This is a genomic window from Sphingomonas mali NBRC 15500, assembly GCF_001598415.1.
Lineage (GTDB): Bacteria > Pseudomonadota > Alphaproteobacteria > Sphingomonadales > Sphingomonadaceae > Sphingomonas > Sphingomonas mali.
Map to the genome: position 1 here is coordinate 24,690 of NZ_BCYX01000009.1, position 23,541 is coordinate 48,230.

A 23,541-nucleotide genomic window follows, 5' to 3' on the forward strand; every position below is an offset into this window, starting at 1 on the left:
CTGGCCACGTCATGACTCGGTGGATCCTGCGCGCGTGCACGTTGTTTGCGATTCTCGTCGCGGCGCCTTGCGTGGCGCAGGTCGACGGGACGCAAGTCGACAAGGCCCAAGTCGACAAGGCGTTGGGCGACGCCAAGGCGACCATGGGCGTCAATCCGCAACTGACCGTGGAGAAGGCAATCGCGGCGCGCAAGCTCGCGGAGCGCATGGCGGGACCCGATCGCGACGTCGAGATCGCCACCGCACTGTGGCTGCAGGGTGTCGCGTCCAATTTCAGCGGCAAGCCGGCCGCTGCGGGCCAATTATTGGCGCAAGCGTTGAGCATCACTGAACGCGTGGCGAAGGGCAGCAAGCTGAATGCCGATATCTTGCTCGCCCGGGGCAGTTGGAATGCCGACAAGGCCAACATCGCCAGTGCATTGCATGACTATCAGGCGGCGCACGACCTCTATCGCGGGATCGGCGATACGACCGGCCAGGCCAAGGCGTTGATCGGCATTGCCGGGATCTACCTCGATGCCAACGACTTCGACGGCGCGATCAAGAATAGCGACAAGGCGCTCGCGGTTGGCAGCGCCGATTCTCAATTGTTGAGCACGATTCACGGCAACCGAGGCGACGCTCTGCGCGAGCTGCGCAGATATGACGAAGCTGAGGTCGAATTTCAGAAGGCGCTCAAGTTCGCGCGGCGGAGCCAGAATCCGGCCCTCGAAGCGATGGTATTGCGCAATCTGGCGCGGAACGAATTGTGGGCCGGCAAGCTTGATGAAGCCGAACGGACGATCGCGCAGGGCTTCAGCCTGACCGATAGCTCCTCGCGCGACGATGTGGCCCAGCTCTGGGCGCTTGCCGCCAAGGCCGCGTTCGAGCGTCGTAAGTTGACCGAGGCACGCTCAAAGATCGAACGAGCCTTTGCTTTGGCGGGTGGCGCGGTCGACACCGTGGCTTTTTGGCAGGCACACACGACCGCCTATGATATTTACAAGCAGCTGGGCGACAAGCCGCAAGCGCTGCACGAGCTCGAGGTGATTCGAGCGATCGACGAAAAAACGACGACGACCGCGCGATCGAACAACACCGCGCTGATGAGCGCGAAGTTCGACTTCGCCAATCAAGAGCTTCAGATCGCCAAGCTACAGGCCGACGAGGCGAAGAGGCGCGCCGATGCGCAATTCTGGATATTCGTCGCGACATCGGTGGTTTCGGTCATCGTGTTCGGTATGTTGAGCTTCGGGCTCATCACGATCCGTAAGAGCCGCAACCAAGTGCGCGCGGCGAACATCGATCTCGAAGCGAGCAACGCGGCCCTGGGCAAGGCGCTGGCCGCCAAAACCGAATTCCTGGCCACGACCAGTCACGAGATCCGCACGCCGCTCAATGGCATTCTGGGGATGACCCAGGTCATGCTGGCCGATCGACGGCTCGACCCCGCGATGCGCGACCGGATCGGCGTGGTGCATGGCGCCGGCGTATCGATGCGCGCGTTGGTCGACGATATCCTAGACGTCGCCAAGATGGAGACGGGCAATCTGACGATCGAGCGCGCGCCGGTCGACCTCGCCGCGATGCTGCGCGACGTGTCTCGCATGTGGCAGGAGCAGGCAGCGGCCAAGGGCGTCGAATTCGCGCTCGACGTGAGCGAGGCGCCGCCCTTGATCGAAAGCGATCCGGCGCGTTTACGACAAATCGCGTTCAACCTACTTTCCAATGCGCTGAAATTCACCCAGAATGGACATATTCACGTCCGGTCGGGGGTGATTCAGGGGGCCGACGGCGAGCAGGTGACCATCGAAATCCGCGATACCGGGATTGGCATCCCTCCGGACAAGCTCGAACTCATCTTCGAGTCGTTCCGTCAGGCTGACGCCGGCACAACGCGTCAGTTCGGCGGCACCGGCCTGGGCTTGGCGATCTGTCGCAACATCGCGCGGGCGATGGGCGGCGACGTCACGGTGGCGAGCGTTCCCGGGGAGGGGTCGACGTTTACCGTGGCCGTTCCGCTGGTTCGCGTCGAGGAGGATAAAGCCGCGGCGGTCGAGAACGAGCATGGCAAGGCACTGCTCATCGTCGACAAGAACCCAATCAGCCGCGCAATGCTGAAGACCTTGTTCGCGCCGCGTTTCCCGGCGCTGATCGCGGTCGGCTCGATCGACGAAGCGGCGGAGATGATCGAAGCAGGCGGCGTCCAGCGGATCGTCACCGATGAGGCGACGATTGCGATGGACGGCGATGTGGAAGCGGCGATCGGGCGCCTCGCCGGCGCGCCGATGTCTCTACTCTGGACAAACCCGGATGTGGCTGACCGCACCCGGTTAACCACGGCAGGCGTAGATCAACTGATTGCCAAGCCGATTGCCGGGGCGGCACTGGTTCAGACGATCGTTTCGGTAGCGCAAAATGAAGATGTTGATAGTCGGGCTGCATAAGCGGATAGGGGACCCAACCATGCTACCTGATACGCTTTGCCCGACGGCCTGGATGGGGTCGCTGCGATGAATGTGCTGTTCATCGAGGACGATCCGATGAATCGGCGCGTCGTCGCCGACATGCTCGATGTGGCGGGCGCGGCAATGACCGAGGCGGAAAGCGCGGAGATCGGTTTGAAACTGATCGACGAGCGCGATTTCGACATGGCGCTGGTCGACCTGCGCATGCCGGGGATGGATGGCATCACCGCGATCGAGCGCATTCGCGCGCGGCCCGATGCCAAGGCAAAACTGCCGATCATCGTCGTCACCGCGGATACCGCGATCGATCTGCGCGAACGCTGCATCGCGGCGGGCGCCAATGAGGTATTGTTCAAGCCAGTGGCGATGGATGCTCTGTTCGAGGCGATGGGCCGCATTCTCGCGGGCGGCGAGGGCGACGTGATCCTTTAGCCATTTCCGCTCGCTCACGCTCGTGGCAAGAGCGCTGCCATGATCGAACATCTCTCCACTGAATCACGGCCGCTCGGCAAAAGCGGCATTCTCGTCTCGCCTATCGCCTGGGGCATGTGGCGGCTTCGCGGTGACGACGTCGCCGGCGCCCGCGCGCTGATCGAGGCAGCGCTCGACAGCGGGATCACGCTCTTCGATACGGCCGATATCTATGGCTTCGACGGCACCGGCGGATTCGGCGATGCCGAAGCGGCGCTCGGCCACGTGCTAGGCGAGGCGCCCGAATTGCGCGCTCGCATGGTGGTGGCGACCAAGGGCGGAATCATTCCCGGTGTGCCGTACGATTCGAGTCCGGCCTATCTCGAGCGCGCTCTCGACGCATCGCTACGACGCCTGGGCGTCGAACAGGTCGACCTTTGGCAGGTTCATCGCCCCGACTTGCTCGCCCACCCGCAGGAATTGGCAGCGACGCTCGAGAAGATGATCGCCAGTGGGAAGACGCGCGCGATCGGTGTGTCCAACTTCACGCCGGCGCAGGTTGCGGCGCTGGAAAGCTTTCTCTCGATTCCGTTGGTGAGCACGCAGCCCGAATTCTCGCCGCTCCACACGGATCCCCTGTGGGACGGCACGCTCGACCTGGCGATGGCACGCGACCACGCCGTCCTTGCCTGGTCGCCACTGGGTGGAGGGCGACTGGGCCAGGACGGGCCGGTTGCCGCGCTGCTGGCGGAGAAGGGCGCGCACTATGGCGTTTCCGTGGCGGCCGCGACCTATGCGTGGCTGATGGCGCACCCGGCGCGGGTCATTCCGATCGTCGGCAGTCAGCGCGTCGAGCGAATTCGTGAGGCGCGCGATGCCTTCAAGGTCGAATGGACGCGCGCCGAATGGTATGCGGTTCTGCAGGCGTCGATGGGGAAAAAACTACCCTGATCGCTTGGCCGGAAAGGCGCGATGATGGAGGCCCGTGCCGGAATCGAACCGGCGTAAACGGATTTGCAGTCCGGTGCGTAACCACTCCGCCAACGGGCCCCGTAGGCGTGGTAAGGCGCGGGGCTTTGCGCATAGGACCGCCTCAAGTCAACAGTGGCTTCATATGACGTGTATAATTTAATACGCTATTGCGGGTTGGCGTGCGGCGCGGCGCGCCATATAGCAGCCGAGCGGCACGAAGTGTGTTGCATACGTAAAACAGTTATGCGATTGGGCGGGCTATGAGCAACTTGGCGCCAGAAACGACCGGCGAGGACATCAGCTTCGAGACGATGCGCCATGCCATGGTGCAGAGCCAGTTGCGTACCAACGCGGTCAACGACCCGCGCGTGGTTACCGCAATGGGCAGAGTGCCACGCGAAGCGTTCGTGCCGGAAGGCGCGCGTCGGCTGGCCTATCGCGATACCGCCGTGGCGATCGGCAACGGCCGCTATCTCAATCTGCCGATCGCTACCGGCAAGCTGTTGACCGAGGCCTATCTGGAGCCGACTGACCGGGTGCTGCTAATCGGCGCAGCCGGTGGCTATACCGCCGCGGTGCTTTCCGGCCTGGTGCGCTCGGTCGTCGCGGTCGAAAGCGATGCGGACCTTGCCGCGCACGCCCGCGCTGCGCTGGCGGGGTACGGCAATGTCGAGTTGGTGGAGGGACCGCTCGGTCAGGGCCATCAAGCGGGCGCGCCCTACGACGTGTTGATCGTCGATGGCTGTGTCGAGGCACTGCCCGAATCGCTGGTTGGCCAGGTTGCCCCCGGAGGGCGTGTGGTGACCGGGCTGCGTGAACGTGGCGTATCGCGCCTGGCGTCGGGGCGCACGATCAAGGGCGCGTTCGGGCTGCGCGCGTTCGCCGACGTGGATTGCGTCGAGCTGCCCGGTTTTTCGACGCCGCGGGGCTTCGCCTTTTGAAAGAAATGGGCGTTTTAGAAGAAATGGGGATTTGATGCGCGTTTCCGTCCTACTCGCTGGTGTCGCCATGGTGGCCATCGCCGCCGTGCCGGCCGCCGCCGACACGCTGCGCGAAGCGCTCGTCAAAGCGTACAACACCAATCCGGGACTGGCTGCCGAGCGCGCCAATGTCCGCGCGTCCGATGAGAACGTCCCGATCGCCAAGGCGCAGGGACGTCCGAATGCCGGCGTCACCGGCAATTATACCGAGAATGCGCTGAACAGCAGCCAGAACAGCTTGCTGTCGCCCGACCGCCAGCTTCAGGCGAGCGCGCAAGTCTCGGTCCCGGTGTATAGCGGCGGCCGCGTCCGCAACTCGATCAAGGGCGCCGAAACGCGCGTCGAGGCAAGCCGCATGCAGTTGCGCGGCACCGAATCGGATACATTCGTCGGCGTGGTCGGCGCCTATATGGACGTGATCCGCGACGAGGCGATCGTCGGGCTGAACAAGGAAAACGTGAAGGTGCTGGAGGTCAACCTCCAGGCTGCCAAGGATCGTTTCCAGGTGGGCGACCTGACGCGTACCGACGTTGCGCAGTCCGATGCGCGCCTGTCGGTCGCGCGCGGCCAGCTCGAACAGGCTCAGGCGCAGCTCATCTCGAGCAAGGAAAGCTACATTCGGGTGGTCGGTTCGCCTCCCGGGCAGCTGGAAGATCCTCCCGCTTTGCCGAACCTGCCCAATGCGCCCGACGACGCTGTCGACGTCGCGTTGAAGAACAACCCGGTACTGCTCGCGGCGCAGCGGAACAGCGACGCGACGCGCTTCGACATCAACGCGGCCAAGGGTGCGCGCCTGCCTACATTGAGCGGTGTCGTCGGCGGCAATTATTTCAACTATCTCGGTTCCTACGGCGCCGGCACCAGCCCCAAGCCGGGCCAGACCGGGTCGGCGGGCACGGTCGGTCTGCAATTCTCGGTCCCGCTCTATCAAGGCGGCGGCCCGTCGGCGCAGGTGCGCCAGGCGCAGGCGCGCCGGGCCCAGGCGCTCGAGCAGACGACGGATACCGAACGCGGCGTGATCGCGCAGACGCGCTCGGCCTATGCCATCTGGAAGTCTTCGCTCGAGGTGATCGCCTCGTCGCAGCGTGCGGTCGAAGCCAACAAACTGAGCCTGGAGGGTGTCCGCGCCGAGAACAGCGTCGGCAACCGCACCATCCTCGACATCCTGAATGCCGAGCAGGAATTGCTCAACAGCCAGGTGACCCTGGTGACCGCGCAGCGCGACGCTTATGTCGCCGGTTTCGCATTGCTCGCGGCGATGGGGCAGGCCGAGGCGCGTGACCTCGGTCTCGAGGGTGGCGCGCTCTACGATCCGCTGACCAACTACAAGCGCGTCAAGGGCAAATGGAGCGACTGGGACATCGATCCAACATATAAACCGATCGGTACCAGCACCCGCGATACGCCGTCGCAGGACTCGTCGCAAAAGCGTCCGCTCGACCCTCAGTTGAATGCCCCGGTTGACACGGCCCCCGATCGTCCCGCAAACGAGTCCAAATAGCTCGCGATTTGCGCGGGTTCGTGCGTCGTCAGGAAGCAGGCCGCCTATGGGGGATGTAAGCGCCGAACCGTCGATGGAGGACATCCTGTCCTCGATCAAACGGATCATCGCCGAGGATGTCGAGACCAGCGGGGCGTCGCGCGCGCGTCGTCGTCCGTCGCCGCAGCCGATTCCGGTCGAGGCGGCTGAAGAGGATGACGTGCTCGAATTGAACGAGCCCGCGCCCGATTCGGATGTGCCGTCGATGGCGGCACCCGTTGCCGCTTCGCCCGCGTCTGCCGCGCCCGCCGAAAAGATCATCTCCGATGAGGCAGCCGAAGTCAGCCGCGCGCGGCTCGCCAGCCTGTCGCGGCTCGTCATCAAGCCCGAAGTCGCGGGGAGCGACACGCTCGAGGGGCTGGTCCGCGAGATGCTGAAGCCGATGCTGCGCGACTGGCTCGACGCGAACCTGCCCGATCTGGTCGAAACCATGGTCGCCAAGGAAATCGCGCGGATCACCGGTCAGCGCTAGCCGAGACGAAGCGAGTTTTCGGTACGACGGGTAGTTGCTCGCGCAACCACCTTCTGCTCTATCTCGCGCCATGAAGAAGCTCCTCCTCGCGAGCGTCGCGCTCGCTTCGTTCGCTTTCCCTGCAACCGCGCGCCAACTGACCATCGAGGATGTGACGATGTTCAGTCGCGTCTCGTCGCCGGCCGTGTCGCCCGACGGCCGTTGGCTGGTCTGGCAGCAGCGCGAGACCGATCTGGCGGGCGACAGGGGGCGCTACGATTTGTGGCGGCTCGACCTGACCGCCAAGGGCGCCAAGCCTGAAAAGCTGATCGGCGAATGGGCGGTCAACGAAACCAGCCCGCAATTCTCGCATGATGGCAAGACAATCTGGTTCCAGTCCGACAAAGGCGGCGAGGACAATGTCTGGGCGATCGCGGTCACCGGCGGCGCACCGACCCAGGTCACCGACCTCAAGGGCGGGATCGGCGGGTTCAAGGTCGCGCCGACCGAGGACAAAATGCTGATCTGGGCCGATCGCCTGCCCGGCGCGCCGTCGAGCGAGCCGGCGATGGTCAAGAAGCGCGACGATGCCGGCAACGGCCGCACGTTCGACCAGATGTTCATCCGCCATTGGGCAAGCTGGTCGGACGGCACGCGATCGCAGCTGTTCGTGCTGCCGATGGCGAACGGCAAGGCCGCTGGCTACGGCAAGGCGATCGAAGGAGGACTGGTTGGCGATTCTCCGTCCAAGCCGTTCGGCGGCGGCGAGGAAGTGTCGTGGTCGGCCGACGGCAAGACGGTGTTCTTCGCGCTGCGCGAGGCAGGCCGGATCGAGCCGCTATCGACCAATCTCGACATCTTCGCGGCACCCGCCGACGGATCGGCCGCGCCGACCAACCTGACCGATGCCAATGACGGCATGGACAATCTGCCCACCGCGTCGCCCGACGGCAAATATCTCGCCTGGTTCGCGATGAAGCGCCCGGGCTACGAAGCCGACCGTCAGGTGCTGATGGTTCGCGATCTGGCAAGCGGCCAGGTGCGGGCGCTGACCGAAAGCTGGGACCGGTCGGTCGGGTCGATCGCGTGGAGCGAGGACAGCAAGACGATCTACGTCACCGCCGAGGACACGCAGGAAGTCCCGATCTTCGCGATCGACCTCAAGTCGGGCAAGCCGATGCGGCTGACTCAGGAAGGATCGGTTTCAGCGGTGGTGCCGACCGCCAAGGGCTTGGTCTATGCGATGAACTCGCTGACCGCGCCCGACGACTTCTACTGGCTGGCGGGCAAGAAGAGCGCGCGGCTGACCAGCGTCAATGCCGACAAATTCGCCGGGATCGACATGCCGACGGTCACGCGGTTCAGCTTCACCGGCGCCAATAACGACAAGGTCTGGGGCTATGCGGTCAAGCCGGCCGGCCTCGCCGCGGGTGCCAAGGCGCCGGTCGCGTTCATGGTCCATGGCGGCCCGCAAGGGTCGAGCAACAATAGCTGGTCGTACCGCTGGAACCCTGCTTTGTTCGCCGGCGCAGGCTATGGCCTGGTCGCGGTCGATTTCCACGGCTCGACCGGGTACGGCCAGGGCTTCACCGACGCGATCCGCAACAATTGGGGCGGCTGGCCGCTCGAAGACCTGAAAAAAGGCCTCAACGCCGCGACGACCAAGTTCACCTGGCTCGACGGCAACAACGCCTGCGCGCTGGGTGCGTCCTATGGCGGCTATATGATGAACTGGATCGAGGGCAATTGGCCCGACCGCTTCAAGTGTATCGTCCAGCATGACGGCGTGTTCGACGCGCGGGCGATGGCGTACGAGACCGAAGAACTCTGGTTCGACGAATGGGAGCATGGCGGGCATCCTTATTACGAGGACCCCGCCGCGTTCGAGAAATGGAATCCGGTCAACCTGGTCGACAAGTGGAAGACGCCGCAGCTCGTGATCACCAGTGAGGGCGATTACCGCATTCCCTATACCCAGGGCATCGCGGCCTTCACTGCGCTCCAGCGCCGCAACATCCCGTCGCGCCTCATCGTCTTCCCGGGCGGCAGCCATTGGGTGCTCAACCCCAAGGAAAGCCGTCAATGGTACCGCGAAGTGCTCGGCTGGATGGGCAAGTGGACGGGGAAGGGCGCCAACTAGCCCTTTCCTATCCTCGATAGCGGCGGATCAAGACCGAGTAGCGTTATCGCTTCATCGCCAGCAGTGCCTGGGCGCGCTTCAGATGCGGCATGTCGAGCATCGCGCCGTCGAGACCCACGGTCCCGGCGCCGGGATTGGCGTCGAACGCGGCGAGGACCTTCTCGGCATGGGCGATTTCATCGGGCGAGGGGGTGAAGGCGGCGTTGATCACCGGGACCTGATCGGGATGGATCGCCAGCATCCCGCGAAAGCCTGCGCGTCGCGCGCGGCGGGCCATTTTCTCCAGGCCCTCGGAATCGCGGAAATCGCCATGGATCGTCTCGATCGCGCTGACCGAGGCGGCAGCGGCGCCGGTCAGGCAGAGCGCGCGGAACAGCTGATAAGGGAAGTCGTACTCGCCATTGTCGTCGCGGTTGTTGGTCGCGCCGAGTGCCGTGGCGCTGTCCTCCGCGCCCCAGCTCAAGGCGGCGAGGCGCGGGCAGCCGGCATAATTGCCGACGTCGAACACGCCCGCGGGGGTCTCGGTCGCGAGGACGAACACCGGAATGCCGCCGATCGGAAGGCCGGCGGCCGCCTCGAGCGCGGTCAGATAATGGTTGAGCCGCTCGGCATCGGCACGGGTCGCCTTGGGCAGCATGATGCCATCGGGACGCGCTGGCACGATCGCTGCAAGGTCGGGCAATGCATGCGACGTATCGAGCGGATTGATCCGTACCCAGTGCGGTTGGCGGCGGTGCGTCGTCTTGAGGTGGCCGGCGACCGCCTTGCGCGCATCGGGCTTGGCGCTTTCGGCGACCGCGTCTTCCAGGTCGATGATCACCAGGTCGGCGGCACTCAGCCCGGCCTTTTCGAGCTTGCGGGGCGAATCGCCGGGGGCGAACAGGAGCGAGCGGGCAGCGAGCGGAGTGGTCGTCATGGCGGCGTTCTGGCGCAGGTGAGGGGCGTGCGCCAGCCCTCTCGCTTTTCGCGTTCCGTGAGGTTAAGCGCCATACCCGATATTCGATAAATGAGAGGACAGGTCATGCGCGAAGCCGTCATCGTCTCCACCGCCCGCACCGGTATCGGCAAGGCCAATCGCGGCTATTTCAACATCACCGAAGCACCGGTGATCGGCGCACATGTGATGAATGCCGCGGTCGAACGCGCCGGCATCGATCCGTCGCGGATCGACGACGTGTTCTACGGCGCCGGCAACGAATGGGGGACGCAGGGCTATAACGTCGCGCGCAACACGATCTTCGCCGCTGGCCTGCCGACCGAGGTGCCGGCGTTCACGCTCGATCGCAAATGCGGATCGGGTCTGACCGCGATCGCGCTCGCCGCGCGCGGGATCATGTGCGACGAGCTCGACGTCGCGCTCGCCGGCGGGATGGAATCGATTACCTTGACCGCCAAACAGGCAGGCAAGCCGTATCAGAACCAGTCGGTGATCGCGAAGAAGCCTTATGCCTATATGCCGATGATCGAGACCGCCGAGGTGGTCGCCGAGCGCTACGGGATCAGCCGAGAAGCACAGGACGAGTTCGGCGCGATGAGCCAACAGCGCGCCTATGACGGGCTGCAAAAAGGCGCGTTCGCCGAAGAGATCGTGCCGATCACGGTCGAAAAGGCGACCTTCGACAAGGAAGGCAACCAGACCGGCACCGAGCAGGTCACCGTCACCCAGGACGAGGGCATTCGCGGCGGTACGACGGCGGAAATCCTGTCGGGCCTACGCACCGTGTTCAAGGACGGCATGGTGATCAAGGAAGGCAAGTACATCACCGCGGGTAACGCCAGCCAGCTGTCCGACGGCGCCGCGGCGCAGATCCTGATGGAGCGCAAGGCAGCCGAGGCGGAAGGCAAGGACATCCTCGGCATCTATCGCGGTTTCCAGGTCGCGGGATGCGAGCCCGACGAAATGGGCATCGGCCCGGTCTTCGCGATCCCCAAGCTGCTCAAGCGCGCCGGGCTCAAGATCGAGGATATCGGCCTGTGGGAGATCAACGAGGCGTTCGCCTCGCAATGCCTCTATTGCCGCGACACGCTGGGGATCGATCCCGGTAAGCTCAACGTCAATGGCGGCGCGATCGCGGTCGGGCATCCGTTCGGGATGACGGGCTCGCGACTGGCGGGCCACGCCCTGATCGAGGGGCGCAAGCGCGGGGTGAAGTACGTCGTGGTGTCGATGTGCACCGCGGGCGGCATGGGCGCGGCGGGATTGTTCGAAATTCCGGGCTGACGAGCGAAACAAGGCGCCTTCGTCACCCCGGACTTGTTCCGGGGTCCAACCTTCCACAACGGAAATCCGACGGTTGTTGCCCGTTGGATGCCGGAACAAGTCCGGCATGACGGTTGGCTTTCCCCAGTGCTGGCTCACTCATCGCCTATCTCGACCAGCCAAATCCCAATTCGGGGAAGGGCTATCGGCGTTCGCTGATCGCGCCTGCAGCATCCCGATCTGCGTCATCCAGTGCTCGACCAGTTGCGGCCAGATCCCGACCGGCTCGTTCTTCTTGCGCAATCCGAAGGCGTGGCCGCCCTTGGCGAACAGGTGCATTTCGGTGGACACGCCGACTTTATCGAGCGCAGCGGCATACATCAGGCTGTTGCAGATCGGGTCGATCGGGTCGTTCCACGCCTGGGCGATGAAGGTCGGCGGCGCGATCTTGATGATCGGCAGGGTCGGGTCGAACTTGCCGCCGCCACGGCAGATATGGCCGGGATAGAGCGCGACGGCGAAGTCGGGGCGGCTGCTGACCGTGTCGATGGCGTCGACCGGCTTATAGGTCGGCGTGAGGATGTTGCTGGTCTGCGCAACCAGATAGCCACCCGCCGAAAAGCCCATCACGCCGATCTTGTTGGGGTCGATGTTCAGCTCTTTCGCCTTCGAGCGAACCAGCCGGATCGTCCGCTGCGCGTCCTGCAGCGCGCGCATGATCTTCGGCGTGATGTGGCGCTGGAGCCCGTCGTCCCAATATTCATTGCCGCCGGGCGCGCGGTATTTCGACACGATGCATGTAATCCCCTTGGTGGTCAGCCAGTCGCAGATCTCGGTGCCTTCGAGGGTGATGAACACCTTCTGAAATCCGCCGCCGGGAAAGACGATGACGGCGGTACCAGTGTTGCGGCCCTTGGGCGGGATGATCGTCATCGTCGGAATGGCGATGTCGAGCACCGCTTCGGACTTGCCGCCGAACTCGGGCGGTTCCTTGTACGTATCCACGCTTTCGGGCGGCTGCGGCCGGAGCGTGCCATCGGGCGGATTGCCGGGCCAGATCGGTAGCTGCGTCAGCCCCGCCGCGGGTTGCCAGACGCCGCTGGTGCGCACCGGCGGCGCGTCCTTTGCGGGAGCAGGCTGTTTGTCCGCCTGCGGCGCACTCTGCGCGCTGCAGGCGAGGCTGGTCAGGGTCAGCGCACAGAGAATCGGCAATCCGAGACGTAGCACCATCACGTTCCCCGCTCGACAAATGATTGGTTCTGCATCCTGCGGCGCTTGGAGCGGTGCAAGCTTTTCTCTCCATCCACGCAGCTTGTTGTGGATAAATCCCAACCCATGTTTGCGCCAAAGGGCCCTTCGCCCTTAGGACGTCCCGCATGACTACGCATACCACCCGCATGCTCATCCTCGGTTCGGGCCCGGCCGGCCTGTCGGCCGCGATCTACGGCGCGCGCGCCGGGATGGAGCCGATCGTCGTCCAGGGCATCCAGCCCGGCGGCCAGCTGACCACCACCACCGATGTCGAGAATTATCCCGGCTTCCGTGAGGTGATCCAGGGCCCCTGGCTGATGCAGGAGATGCAGGCCCAGGCCGAACATGTCGGCACGCGGATGATGTGGGATACGATCGTCGAGGTCGACCTGACCCGGCGCCCGTTCCGGTTGATCGGCGATAGCGGCGAGATCTATGTCGGTGACGTGCTGGTGATCGCGACCGGTGCGCAGGCCAAGTGGCTCGGGCTCGACAGCGAGGAAGCGCTGAAGGGCAAGGGCGTCAGCGCCTGCGCGACCTGCGACGGCTTCTTCTATCGCGGCAAGAAGGTCGCGGTGATCGGCGGCGGCAATACCGCGGTCGAGGAAGCGCTCTACCTCACCAATCACTCACCCGACGTGACTCTGATCCATCGCCGCGATTCGTTTCGGGCAGAAAAGATCCTGCAGCAGCGCCTGTTCGCCAACGAGCGGATCAAGGTGTTGTGGAACAAGGAAGTCGAAACCTTCGTCGATGGCGGCGGCATCGCCGGTCTGGTCGCGCTCGAGCTGCGCGACACGGTGACCGGCGAGCTCTCGCGGCTGGATGTCGAGGGCGGGTTCGTCGCGATCGGCCATCATCCGGCAACCGAACTGTTTCGCGGGCACCTCGAACTCGACGCCGACCATTATATCAAGGTCGAGACCGGCACGACGCGTACCAGCGTCCCGGGCGTGTTCGCGTGCGGCGATGTGATGGACAAAGTGTATCGGCAGGCGGTCACCGCCGCCGGCACCGGCTGCATGGCCGCGCTCGACGCCGAGCGCTTCCTGGCAGAGGCCGATTTCGAGAAGGTCGCCGAAGCCGCCGAGTGACGTCAGGCGCTTGCCGGCTCTTTTTTAGGGTCGGCATGCTGGCCCTCGGCGACGTCGTGAGGGACGTTCCAGCCGAAGTAGACCTCGGCCTCGACAATCTTGCGGTCGTGCAGAGTGTGAACTTCCGTATTGCGGAATCGCCGCCCGCGCATCGTGCCGATATAGGTGACGAACACCGTGTCCCCGTCAGAGGCCATGCGGACGATCTCAAAATCATCCATGTTCCGGCTGCTGGGCCAACAAAGGCGGAAATAGGCGTCGCGGTCGATCCGGTTGTCGAGGGGGCTGGAGAAATGGAAGTTCTCGGCGATCAACTGCTCGATCGCCTCGCGGTCCTTGTCGACATAGGCCTGCAGCGTACCGCGGACGACATCTTGGTCGGAAATCATGAGGGCAGCTCCCGTAGCGTCTCGCGCAAACGCGAGGGCGCACCGGGCGTTCCCGCGTCAGGCGCTCCGGATCGCCGTCAAGACCTCCTCGCGCAGCCAGTCGCCATCCCCCGGCCGCGCGAAGCTGTGGCTGTCGGTTTCGCGATAGTGGATCGGATCTGGCTCGCGCCAGGCATGCTCGAAGCGGATCGCGGTATTGTCGCGCCGGGCGAGCAGAATCGTGCGCGGCGTACCGATCATGGCCACTGCCATCCGCGCCGCAATCGGATTTGCAGCTTCTTTCGATTTGGTAGAAGCCTTGCGTAACCCCTTGATCGCTTTTCCGATATTTATCCCACCGGACAGGGCGCGAAGCCATTGGCGTGGATCGCGCGCGCGGTCCGCATAATGCGACCGGATGGCGGAGGCGGGGGGCAGAGCATCGTCTTCGTCTCCGACCCAGGGGTTGGCGAGGACCAGCGCGTCGATCCCGGCATCGCGATGGAACAAGGCGAGCGCGGTCGCGGCATCGCAATTGCCGAAGCCGACCACGCGCTTCATGTGCGGCGCGAGCGTACGAAAGGTGCATGCCGCGGCCGCGATGTCGGGCCCGCTATCCTGATAGCCGTGATTGGCACCGTCCGAATCGCCGATGCCGCGCCGGTCGAAGCGGAACACCGGAATGCCGGTGGCGGCCAAATCAGCGGCGAGCAGCGCCATGCCGCGATGCGCGCCGCAGCGCAGTTCGTTACCGCCCGACACGATCAGCAGCCCGGTCGTGCCCGGCGCATCGTCGAGCGTACCGATCAGCGTGTCGCCATCGCAGGGAAAGGTTGTCAGCTCGCGCATTGCGCGATCCAGTCGGCTATATCGTCCGCGAGCAGGTCGGCGAGCGCGGGATCGTCGCCCGGCTCGCTCTGCCGCCATAGCGGCGCGCCGGCGACCTTGCGATCAGCGACCGCGGGATCGGTTTCGAGGCGGACGACGCGGACCGCGCCATCGCGCACGCAATCGGCGGCGTTGAGATCGCGGAGCAATGTTCGCGACAGTGCGTTGCCGGCGATCGTTACCGGATTGCCCTCGTCATTGTAATTGCCGAGGTCGATCTCGATCCGCTCACCCGCGGCCGCACTGGTGCGTAGCAATTCGCGGACCAGCGCCTCGCCTTTCGCCGGAGCGAGTTGCCAGCGCGATGCCGCCTTGACGTCATGATCGAGTAACGCCCCGCCGCGACAGGATAAAATATGAATGGGGCGCCCGTCTGCGGCGGCGGTCGCGGCAGACGCCAATGCCGTGCGCCAGCCAGCGAGCATGGCGTTTTCGGTGGGCACCAGGCTCTCGCCTTGCCCGGGAAGGTCGGGAAGCGCGCTTGAGATATGGCGGTCGGCGAGGCGCCGCAGCACGCCGGTCAGGAAGGTGCGCGTTCGATTGGCTTCTTCGAACAACGGCAGCACCGCGACCACGACCGGGCCCGTACTGGGGCCGAAGCGGATCATCGCCTCTCGCCCCCCGGCCCAGTCGTAGTGATCGATCATGCGTCCTTCTTAGCGTGGACCTTGGCTTCAGCGAAACGGCGGAGCGCACCGAAGCTCTCAAGCATCTCTCCGTCCACCTCGTCATCCTCGATCAGGATGTGCAGCCGGTCCTCGATTTCGGTCAGCACGCCGGCGACCGCCATCGAATCGAGCTCGGGCAGGGCGCCGAACAACGCGGTGTCGTCGTCGAACGCGGCGACGCGATCGGCGTCGAGCGCCAGGACATCCTTGAGAACGGCGCGCACGGTCTGGTCGACCGTCGACGGAGCGTGGTGCGTGGTCATCGTTTCGGCGCGTTACCGATAGGGAAGCGGCTTGGGAAGGGTCAGGTCGCAGCGGCGAGAGACGAAGGCCCATTGCAATGCGTCGAAGTCGTCATGCCGGGCTTGTCCCGGCATCCACCGTGCAACAGGACGCGACAGGAGCGGTTGCGCGGTGGACCCCGGCACAAGGCCGGGGTCACGGAGTAGGGAGGCTTGGCCGAAGAAACACTCGAGCGAAACCTTGGGTGAAGCACCCGACCCCGCTATCAGGGCCTCATGGTCCCACTCGATCCCGCGCCGCGGCCGCTCGACCACCTGACGTTGCGTGGGCGCGCGGGCGATCCGGCGCTGGCGACGCGCGACGGCGTGCTCGATTTCGCCGGTCTGGAAGCGGCGGTCGGGGCACTGGCTGGCTGGTTGGCGGGGCAGGGACTGGCTTCGGGCGACCGGGTCGCCACTTGGCTCCCCAAGACGCGCACCGCTTGTCTGATGCCGTTGGCGGCGGCGCGCGCTGGTTTCGTCCATGTTCCGGTAAATCCCCAGCTCAAACACTTGCAGGTACAGCATATTCTATCCGACAGCGATGCGCGCCTGCTGATCACCCAGGCAACTCGCGCTGAGACGCTGGAGATGGAGGGAGTGAGGATCGTGACGGACGATCCACCGCTCGTCGGCCCTGCCTTGCCGCCCTCCGACGCCGATCCCGGCGCCTTGGCGGCACTCCTCTACACGTCGGGATCGACCGGGCGGCCCAAGGGCGTGATGCTGAGCCACACCAATCTGTGGCTCGGCGCGATCAGCGTCGCGCATTATCTGGGGCTGGACCATGCCGATCGCGTGCTCGGCGTGCTGCCGCTCAGTTTCGATTACGGGCAGAACCAGCTCTTCTCGACCTGGGCGGCGGGGGCGTGTGTGGTGCCGTTCGACTATCTGCTGCCGCGCGACGTCTATCGCGCGATCGAGCGCGAGCGGATCACGACGCTGGCCGGTGTGCCGCCGCTCTGGGCGCAGTTACTTGATATCGACCCTCAGGAAATCGACACAAGCACTCTGAAAAGAATTACGAATTCTGGTGGTGCGCTGACCCGGCGGCTGATTGACGGGCTGCGCGAACGATTCCCGCAGGCCGATATCTATCCAATGTACGGGCTGACCGAGGCATTCCGCTCGACTTATCTCGACCCCGCCTTGGTCGCGGACCATCCCGACTCGATTGGCCACGCGATTCCCTTCGCCGAGATCATGATCGTGCGGCCCGACGGCGCCCAGGCTGCAGCTGGCGAACCCGGCGAACTGGTCCACGCCGGTCCGCTCGTGGCGCAAGGCTATTGGCAGGATCCCGAACGGACCGCGGCGCGCTTCCGGCCGGCACCGGCATGGTCGCAGGCGGGCGGCATGGCAGTGTGGTCGGGCGATACGGCGGTAGCGGACGCCGATGGGCTGCTGCGCTTCGTCGGTCGTGATGACGAGATGATCAAATCGGCCGGCAACCGCATCAGTCCCAACGAAATCGAGGAAGCGATCACCGCCGGCGGCGAGACGGGTGAGGCGGTCGCGATCGGCGTTCCCGACGAGCGCCAAGGCCAGGCAATCGTGGTGGTGGCGAAGGGCGACGGATCCGCCGAACCGGCCTTGCGGGAGCGCCTGCGCCGCGATTTACCCAATTTCATGCAGCCGGCGCGCTATGTCTGGCTGGCCGAGCTGCCTCGCAACGCCAACGGCAAGCTCGACCGCGCGGGATTGAGGGGGATGATGTCATGAAGCCGATGGGCGCGATCCCCCTGGAGTTCCAATCGGTTCCGCTTGTCATTGGCGGCCGGTCGGTGGCGGAACTGCTCACATCGTCGCCCCTGTTCGTCTATGACATGGCAGTGGTCAGCAGCCGGATAGCACGGTTCCGGTCGGCGTTTCCCGGTGTCGACCTCCATTATGCCGTGAAGGCCAATCCCTTCGCTCCGTTGCTCGCGGCGATGGCGCCGCTGGTCGACGGGTTCGATGTCGCGTCGGCGGGCGAACTGGCGCGCGTTGTCGGCCTCGACAAGGCGGTGAGCTTTGCCGGACCCGGCAAGGCCGATGCCGAGCTCGACGCCGCAATCGCCGCCGGGGTGACGATCAATCTCGAGAGCGAGAACGAGGCGGATCGCGCGCTCGCCATTGCGGAACGGCGCGGCGAGACTCCGCGACTCGCGGTCCGCGTGAACCCCGAATTCGAGCTGCGCGGGTCGGGCATGCGGATGGGTGGGCGCGCCTCACCATTCGGGATCGATGCCGAAGGCGTCCCGGCGCTGGTGAAGCGCATCCTGGCAGCGGGCGCCGAATGGCGCGGTTTCCACATCTTCGCAGGATCGCAAGCACTCGATCCGTCCGCGATCATCGACAGCCAGGCGCATACGCTCGACCTTGCCGTCCGGCTGGCCGAGAAGGCGGGGGCATCGCCGCCGCTCGTCAATCTCGGCGGCGGATTTGGCATTCCCTATTTCCCGGGCGAGCAGGTGCTTGATATCGAAGCGATCGGTGCCGCGCTGACGCCAAGCCTAAGCGTGCTGCCCAACACGCGGTTCGCGATCGAACTGGGGCGCTGGCTGGTAGGCGAAGCCGGCGTTTATCTGGCTCGCATTGTCGACCGCAAGGAAAGCCGGGGCGAGATCTTCCTGGTGTGTGACGGCGGCCTCAACCACCAACTCGCCGCCACGGGTAACCTGGGCACGGTGGTACGCCGCAACTACCCCGTCGCCGTCGCCACGGCTGCGCCAGACGCACCGCGCGAAACGGTAAGCGTCGTCGGCCCGCTCTGCACCCCGCTCGATCGCCTCGCCGATCAGGTCGACCTGCCGGTGGCGGGCACCGGTGACGTCATCGCGATCTTCATGGCCGGAGCGTATGGACTTACTGCCAGTCCGTGGGAGTTCCTGGGCCATTCCAGACCCGCGGAAATCCTCGTCTGACTTTTACTCCTAACGCAATCTTTACCCCCGCGACCCCATAGCCAAGCCCGAAGTCTGCGCGTGCCGGAATGACGTCACCGGTCCAGCCGTGCGCAGACGGGAGGCTGATTATGAGTTTCGTTAAGTTTTCCAAGGCCTTGATGCTCGTCGGTGCGAGCGCCAGCGTGCTGACGGGATGTGCCGGCGGCGGCGGTGCTCAATTGCCGCCCGCATCGTTCGTCGGGTCGCGCGAGCAGCCGAGCGAGGAATATGTGATCGGTCCGATGGACCAGCTCAACATCTTCGTGTGGCGCAACCCCGAATTGTCGGCGAAGGTCCAGGTGCGCCCCGACGGCCGTATCACCACCCCCTTGGTCAACGACATGCCCGCGGTCGGCAAGACCCCGGCGATGCTCGCCGACGACATGAAGCTGGCGCTGTCGACCTATATCAAGGACCCGATCGTCTCGGTCATCGTCGAGAGCCCGCAGAGCACCTATAGCCAGTCGATCCGCATCGTCGGCGCGACCGAAAAGCCGGCATCGATTCCGTATCGTGCCAACATGACTCTGCTCGACGCGATGATCGCGGTCGGCGGGCTCAATCAATATGCGGCGGGTAACCGGGCGCGGCTGGTGCGTCAGGACCGCAATACCGGCCAGCAGCGCCAGTATAACGTCAAGCTCGGCAAGCTGCTCAAGGACGGCGACCCGTCGGCGAACGTCAAGCTCGAGCCGGGCGACGTCATCATCATCCCCGAATCGATGTTCTGACGGAGGCCTGGAACGGTGAACGGCCTCTATGACGAAGTTCGCATCGCGCTCCACGCGATCTGGAACCGCCGCTGGATTGCTCTGGCGGCGGCCTGGGTCGTCGCGATCCTGGGCTGGCTGGCGGTCAGCCAGATGCCCAACCGCTACGAATCGAAAGCGCGCGTGTTCGTCCAGATGGGGCAGGTGCTGCCGTCCAAGATCGGCATCAGCGCGGCCGAACAGCAGAACGATATCGACACGATCCGCCAGACGCTGACCAGCGCGGTCAACCTGGAAAAGGTCGTGCGCGGCACCGACCTCGCCAATACCGTCTCGACCCCGCAGGAAATCGCCGATCGCGTCGCCGGCCTGCAGCAGGCCGTCAAGATCGTCGCGCAGCAGAACAATCTGTTCGAGATCAGCGTGACCGCGTCGAGCCCCAAGCTTGCCGCACAGATCAACCAGAAATTGATCTCGATCTTCGTCGACCAGAATCTGGCCGATTCCCGAACCGATACGCAGACCACGTTGCGCTTCCTCGACAGCCAGGTCGAGGATCTGCAGCGCCGGCTGGGCGATGCCGATGCCAAGCGCGCGCAGTTCCAGACCCAATATCTCGGATCTCTGCCGGGTACCGGCTCGCTGTCCGACCGCATGTCGGCGGCGCGTACTCAGATGGCGCAGATTGACGGCGATCTCGCCGCCGCGCAGACCAGCCTGGCGTCGATCAACGGGCAGATGTCGGGCATTGCACCGACCATTCCGGGGGTTGGCGGCGCCGGCAGCGCCGGACCGGCGCGCGCGCGCCTCGCCGCGATCGAGGGCCAGCTCGCCGATGCGCGGGCCAAGGGCTATACCGACAGGCATCCCGACGTGATCGCGCTCAACAGCCAGCTCGGCGCCGCGCGCGCCGCGGCGGCACGCGAGCCGGCGGTCGGCAGCTATGCCGGCAATGGCCAGCCCAATCCGCAATATCTCTCGCTCAAGTCGATGCAGGCGGACAAACAATCGCAGGTCGCGGCCTTGTCGGCGCGCAAGCAGCAGTTGCAGCACGACATGGACGCGATCACCGGCAAGCTGAACGGCGATCCCGCGGCGGCCAACGAGCAGAGCCAGATCGACCGCGACTATCAGGTGCTCAAGGACCAGTACGACAAGCTATTGAGCGACCGCGAGGACGTCCGCGTGCGCGCCCAGGCGCAGGCGCAGACCGACTCGATCAAGTTCAAGGTCATCGATCCGCCGGTGGCGCCACGCGCGCCGACGGCGCCCAATCGCCCGCTGTTGCTGACGGGCGTGCTGCTCGCGGCGATCTTCGGCGGGATTGGCGGGGCGTTCGCCCTGTCGCAGCTCAAGGCGACCTATGCCACCGCAGGGCGCCTCGAAAAGGCGACCGGGCTGCCGGTGATCGGGTCGATCAGCGAGCGCGTGTCGAGGGCGGAAGTCGAATTGAGGAAACGCAAGCTGCGCATGTTCGCGGGCGCCGCGGCCGCGTTGCCGGTCGCGTTCGTCGGCCTGCTAGGCGTGGAGATGCTGATGCGGGGGCTCGCGGCATGAACAAGCCGATCATCACCAAGCAGGGATCGCTGCTCGAGCGCGCGGCCGAAGTCTACGACTTCTCGGCCCGCCTGAACGCACGCGCGATTCCCGAAAGCGACTTGCAGGCACCCCCGGTGCTCAAGCCGGTCGCGCCCGCGACCGTCGTTGAGACACCGAAGCCGGTGGAAACGCCGAGCGCGGCCGCGGCGCCGGTGGAAACACGTGCCGCTCCCATCGCTCGACCGGCCCCTGTGCCGCCGGTGGCTTTGCCCGTGGCGGGTCGCCAGGCCAAGATCGACCGCGACCTGCTGGCCGAAAACCAGTTGCTCGTCCCCGGTGCCGCCATCGGCGTGCTGGCCGAGGAATTCCGCCTCGCCAAGCGGCATCTGCTGCTGACCGCGCGTCAGCTCAACAAGCACGAGCCCGACAAGGCGCGAACCATCCTGGTCTGTTCGGCCAAACCTGGTGACGGCAAGACCTATTGCGCGATCAACCTGGCGATCTCGATGGCCGCGGAGCGTGAGACGCGCGTACTGCTGGTCGATGCCGATTTCGCCAAGCCGGGGATCATGGAGCGGCTCGGAGTCGCCGATGGACCCGGTCTGCTCGACGCGCTGGCCGATCCGTCGATCGATATCGAGAAGTGCGTGGTCGGGACCGACATTCCGAATCTCAGCCTGCTGCCCGCCGGCGCCCGGACCAATGCCGATGTCGAGCTGGTCGCGAGCGGACGCACGCCGGACCTGATCGCGCGGCTGCTTGCCGCCGATCCGGAGCGCGTCGTGATTTTCGATTCGCCGCCGGCCCTGTCGGCGTCGCCCGCTTCGGTCCTGGCGCTGCATGTCGGCCAGGTCATGCTCGTCGTCCGCGCCGACAAGACGTCGGAAGGCGAAATCCGCGACACGGTGCAGCGGCTCGAGGGCTGCGAGCACATCCAGCTTTTGTTGAACAGCGTAGCGTTCGCCCCGGGGGGGGCTCGTTTCGGCAGTTATTACGGCCAGGAGGACGAGGGCCAATGATGCGCGTTATTTCCGCGGGGGTCGCGCTTGCGACGCTGCTGGCAGCGATGCCGGCGGCGGCGCAGGATGATAACGGCGATGGGGGCAAGAGCCGGGGCAGGGACCGCAAGGTGGCGATCGCTCCCTATATCGAACTGAGCCAGGTGCTTACCGCCGACGTCCAGTCGGGCGACGTGCTGACCTACAGCTCGGCCGCGGCTGGGGTCGACGCCTCGGTCGAGACGCGGCGCGTGTCGGTCAACCTGTCGGCGCGCTACGAGCATCAGTTCGCCTGGGACAAGAATAGCGGCGACGCCGATGTCGTCACGGGTCTCGCCAATGCGCAGGTGCGCGTGGCGCGCGGCCTGTCGCTGGACGCCGGCGGCATCGCCACGCGCTCGCGCAACGACATTCGCGGTGCGGCGCCGGTCTTCTTCGGCAACGATCGCGACAATGTCAGCAACGTCTATTCGGGCTATGTCGGCCCGACGCTGACCACCGGCAGCGGCCCGATCGCGATCAACGCGGCCTACCGCTTCGCTTATACCAAGGTGACCGAGCCGGGCCCGACCGGCGTCGCCCCGGGCAGCCCGCGGCTCGACTATTTCGATGATTCGAAGACACAGATCGCGACCGCCTCGGTCGGCTTCAAATCGGGCACGGTGGCGCCGTTCGGCCTCACCGCCAGCGGTGGCTGGACGCGCGACGATCAGAGCCAGCTCGGCAACCGCTTCGACGATCTCTATGGCCGCGTCGACGCGGTGATGCCGCTGTCGGCTAATATCGCGGTCGTCGGTGGCGTCGGCTATGAAAAGCTGACCTCAAGCGCGCGCGATCCGTTGCTCGATAGTGCTGGGGTGCCGGTCACCGACAGCCGTGGCCGCTTCGTGACCGATCCCAACTCCCCGCGCCGTATCGCGTACCAGACCGATGGCATTTATTGGGATGCCGGCGTCGTGTGGCGCCCGAGCCCGCGCACGGCGCTGGAGGCGCATGTCGGCCGTCGTTACGGATCGTGGAGCTATACCGGCTCGCTCAGCTATGCTCCGACCAGGAGCGTCGGCGTCCAGGTCGGCGTCTACGATACGGTCGAGACTTTCGGAAGCCAGTTGCAGCGCAGCTTGCGCGGGCTTCCCGCCCAGTTCACCGCGACGCGCGATCTCCTGGCCCAGCAATTCAGCGGCTGCACCTTCGGTACGACCGGCGGCAGCGCAGCGGGCGCATGCATGAATTCGGTGTTCCAGTCGGTGTCGACCGCGACCTACCGCTCACGTGGCGTCGATGCCGTGGTAAGCCTGACTCGCGGCTCCTCGACGCTCGGCTTTGGTGCCGGCTATTCGAACCGCAAATTCTACGCGCCCAACAGCCCGGGCGTGGTGATCATCGGCACCAGCGACGAAAGCTATTACGCTCAGTTGTTCTACTCGACGTCGATCGGCCAGCACACGTCGTTCAATGCCGATCTGTTCGCCAATTATTTCGACAGCGGCCTTGCGCCGGGCATCTACAGTCTGGGCGCGACCGGGTCGGTCTCGCGCAGCTTTGGCCGCCTCGGCACGACCGTCTCGCTTGGCGCCTATACCTTCAGCCAGAAGGGACAGGAGGACCAGACGACGGCGCAAGCGTTGCTGGGCGCGCGTTACCAATTCTGACCGGAGAGGCGGGGGGCCCCGCCC

At 65.3% G+C, this 23,541-nt stretch carries 21 protein-coding genes and 1 tRNA gene; 15 read left to right on the plus strand and 7 right to left on the minus strand.

Annotation, left to right across the window (positions count from 1 at the left end; all coding sequences use genetic code 11):
- Nucleotides 1-11: 11 nt before the first annotated feature.
- The 3 genes from SMA01S_RS08990 to SMA01S_RS09000 all read left to right on the plus strand — a co-directional run bounded on the left by SMA01S_RS08990 (nucleotide 12) and on the right by SMA01S_RS09000 (nucleotide 3,809).
- On the plus strand, nucleotides 12-2,426 hold the full coding sequence (locus SMA01S_RS08990; RefSeq protein ID WP_066820520.1) for a sensor histidine kinase: 2,415 nt from the start codon (nucleotides 12-14) through the stop codon (nucleotides 2,424-2,426).
- Between the two features lie 66 nt (nucleotides 2,427-2,492).
- Entirely contained in the window at nucleotides 2,493-2,879 is a 387-nt protein-coding gene (locus SMA01S_RS08995; protein ID WP_066820522.1) for a response regulator, read from the plus strand.
- Between the two features lie 39 nt (nucleotides 2,880-2,918).
- Nucleotides 2,919-3,809, plus strand: a complete 891-nt coding sequence (locus SMA01S_RS09000) for an aldo/keto reductase (protein WP_066820524.1) — start codon at nucleotides 2,919-2,921, stop codon at nucleotides 3,807-3,809.
- Between the two features lie 25 nt (nucleotides 3,810-3,834).
- Here SMA01S_RS09000 and SMA01S_RS09005 read toward each other — a convergent pair.
- Nucleotides 3,835-3,908 (minus strand) — tRNA-Cys (locus SMA01S_RS09005).
- Between the two features lie 182 nt (nucleotides 3,909-4,090).
- Here SMA01S_RS09005 and SMA01S_RS09010 point away from each other — a divergent pair.
- From SMA01S_RS09010 to SMA01S_RS09025, 4 genes are all read left to right on the plus strand, one after another.
- Nucleotides 4,091-4,771, plus strand: a complete 681-nt coding sequence (locus SMA01S_RS09010) for a protein-L-isoaspartate O-methyltransferase family protein (RefSeq protein ID WP_066820526.1) — start codon at nucleotides 4,091-4,093, stop codon at nucleotides 4,769-4,771.
- 34 nt (nucleotides 4,772-4,805) lie between these two features.
- Complete coding sequence (locus SMA01S_RS09015; protein WP_066820527.1) at nucleotides 4,806-6,311, plus strand: TolC family outer membrane protein; 1,506 nt, start codon at nucleotides 4,806-4,808, stop codon at nucleotides 6,309-6,311.
- 46 nt (nucleotides 6,312-6,357) lie between these two features.
- Entirely contained in the window at nucleotides 6,358-6,822 is a 465-nt protein-coding gene (locus SMA01S_RS09020; protein WP_174543103.1) for a DUF2497 domain-containing protein, read from the plus strand.
- Between the two features lie 70 nt (nucleotides 6,823-6,892).
- On the plus strand, nucleotides 6,893-8,941 hold the full coding sequence (locus SMA01S_RS09025) for an alpha/beta hydrolase family protein (RefSeq protein ID WP_066820528.1): 2,049 nt from the start codon (nucleotides 6,893-6,895) through the stop codon (nucleotides 8,939-8,941).
- Nucleotides 8,942-8,984: 43 nt separating this feature from the next.
- Here SMA01S_RS09025 and SMA01S_RS09030 read toward each other — a convergent pair whose 3' ends face one another.
- Complete coding sequence (locus SMA01S_RS09030) at nucleotides 8,985-9,857, minus strand: HpcH/HpaI aldolase/citrate lyase family protein (protein WP_066820530.1); 873 nt, start codon at nucleotides 9,855-9,857, stop codon at nucleotides 8,985-8,987.
- A gap of 105 nt (nucleotides 9,858-9,962) precedes the next feature.
- Here SMA01S_RS09030 and SMA01S_RS09035 point away from each other — a divergent pair, with 105 nt between their 5' ends.
- Complete coding sequence (locus SMA01S_RS09035) at nucleotides 9,963-11,162, plus strand: acetyl-CoA C-acyltransferase (RefSeq protein ID WP_066820534.1); 1,200 nt, start codon at nucleotides 9,963-9,965, stop codon at nucleotides 11,160-11,162.
- 138 nt (nucleotides 11,163-11,300) lie between these two features.
- On the opposite strand, the gene SMA01S_RS09040 is transcribed toward SMA01S_RS09035, so the two are convergent.
- Entirely contained in the window at nucleotides 11,301-12,371 is a 1,071-nt protein-coding gene (locus tag SMA01S_RS09040; RefSeq protein ID WP_169804220.1) for an alpha/beta hydrolase, read from the minus strand.
- Nucleotides 12,372-12,517: 146 nt separating this feature from the next.
- Here SMA01S_RS09040 and trxB point away from each other — a divergent pair, with 146 nt between their 5' ends.
- Nucleotides 12,518-13,486 carry a thioredoxin-disulfide reductase gene (trxB, locus tag SMA01S_RS09045; protein WP_066820536.1) on the plus strand — a complete coding sequence of 323 codons (969 nt, stop codon included), beginning with the start codon at nucleotides 12,518-12,520 and terminating at the stop codon, nucleotides 13,484-13,486.
- A gap of 2 nt (nucleotides 13,487-13,488) precedes the next feature.
- On the opposite strand, the gene SMA01S_RS09050 is transcribed toward trxB, so the two are convergent.
- Genes SMA01S_RS09050 through SMA01S_RS09065 form a run of 4 tightly spaced genes read right to left on the minus strand, consistent with a single transcriptional unit; the run spans nucleotide 13,489 to nucleotide 15,673 of the window.
- Complete coding sequence (locus tag SMA01S_RS09050) at nucleotides 13,489-13,875, minus strand: nuclear transport factor 2 family protein (RefSeq protein WP_066820538.1); 387 nt, start codon at nucleotides 13,873-13,875, stop codon at nucleotides 13,489-13,491.
- A 57-nt stretch (nucleotides 13,876-13,932) separates the two neighbouring features.
- On the minus strand, nucleotides 13,933-14,703 hold the full coding sequence (locus tag SMA01S_RS09055; RefSeq protein WP_066820540.1) for a hydrolase 1, exosortase A system-associated: 771 nt from the start codon (nucleotides 14,701-14,703) through the stop codon (nucleotides 13,933-13,935).
- Nucleotides 14,691-15,389, minus strand: a complete 699-nt coding sequence (locus SMA01S_RS09060; protein WP_066820541.1) for a hypothetical protein — start codon at nucleotides 15,387-15,389, stop codon at nucleotides 14,691-14,693. The genes SMA01S_RS09055 and SMA01S_RS09060 overlap by 13 nt, the downstream gene beginning before the upstream one ends.
- Nucleotides 15,386-15,673 (minus strand): acyl carrier protein, encoded by a 288-nt coding sequence (locus SMA01S_RS09065; protein WP_066820542.1) that lies wholly within the window; start codon nucleotides 15,671-15,673, stop codon nucleotides 15,386-15,388. Before SMA01S_RS09065 ends, SMA01S_RS09060 begins: the two co-directional genes overlap by 4 nt.
- A gap of 255 nt (nucleotides 15,674-15,928) precedes the next feature.
- Between SMA01S_RS09065 and SMA01S_RS09070 the strand changes: the two genes are divergently transcribed.
- The 6 genes from SMA01S_RS09070 (at nucleotide 15,929) to SMA01S_RS09095 (ending at nucleotide 23,517) form a co-directional block, all read left to right on the plus strand.
- Nucleotides 15,929-17,413 (plus strand): AMP-binding protein, encoded by a 1,485-nt coding sequence (locus SMA01S_RS09070; RefSeq protein WP_066820545.1) that lies wholly within the window; start codon nucleotides 15,929-15,931, stop codon nucleotides 17,411-17,413.
- Nucleotides 17,410-18,597 (plus strand): pyridoxal-dependent decarboxylase, exosortase A system-associated, encoded by a 1,188-nt coding sequence (locus SMA01S_RS09075; RefSeq protein WP_066820547.1) that lies wholly within the window; start codon nucleotides 17,410-17,412, stop codon nucleotides 18,595-18,597. Before SMA01S_RS09070 ends, SMA01S_RS09075 begins: the two co-directional genes overlap by 4 nt.
- Nucleotides 18,598-18,707: 110 nt before the next feature.
- Nucleotides 18,708-19,349, plus strand: coding sequence for an XrtA/PEP-CTERM system exopolysaccharide export protein (locus SMA01S_RS09080; RefSeq protein WP_066820549.1), 642 nt, complete (start codon nucleotides 18,708-18,710; stop codon nucleotides 19,347-19,349).
- Nucleotides 19,350-19,364: 15 nt separating this feature from the next.
- Complete coding sequence (locus SMA01S_RS09085; protein WP_066820552.1) at nucleotides 19,365-20,885, plus strand: XrtA system polysaccharide chain length determinant; 1,521 nt, start codon at nucleotides 19,365-19,367, stop codon at nucleotides 20,883-20,885.
- Nucleotides 20,882-21,886, plus strand: coding sequence for an AAA family ATPase (locus SMA01S_RS09090; protein ID WP_066820554.1), 1,005 nt, complete (start codon nucleotides 20,882-20,884; stop codon nucleotides 21,884-21,886). The genes SMA01S_RS09085 and SMA01S_RS09090 overlap by 4 nt, the downstream gene beginning before the upstream one ends.
- Nucleotides 21,883-23,517: a hypothetical protein gene (locus SMA01S_RS09095; protein ID WP_066820556.1), complete on the plus strand. Its 1,635-nt coding sequence runs from the start codon at nucleotides 21,883-21,885 to the stop codon at nucleotides 23,515-23,517. The genes SMA01S_RS09090 and SMA01S_RS09095 overlap by 4 nt, the downstream gene beginning before the upstream one ends.
- The last annotated feature ends 24 nt before the right edge of the window (nucleotides 23,518-23,541 follow it).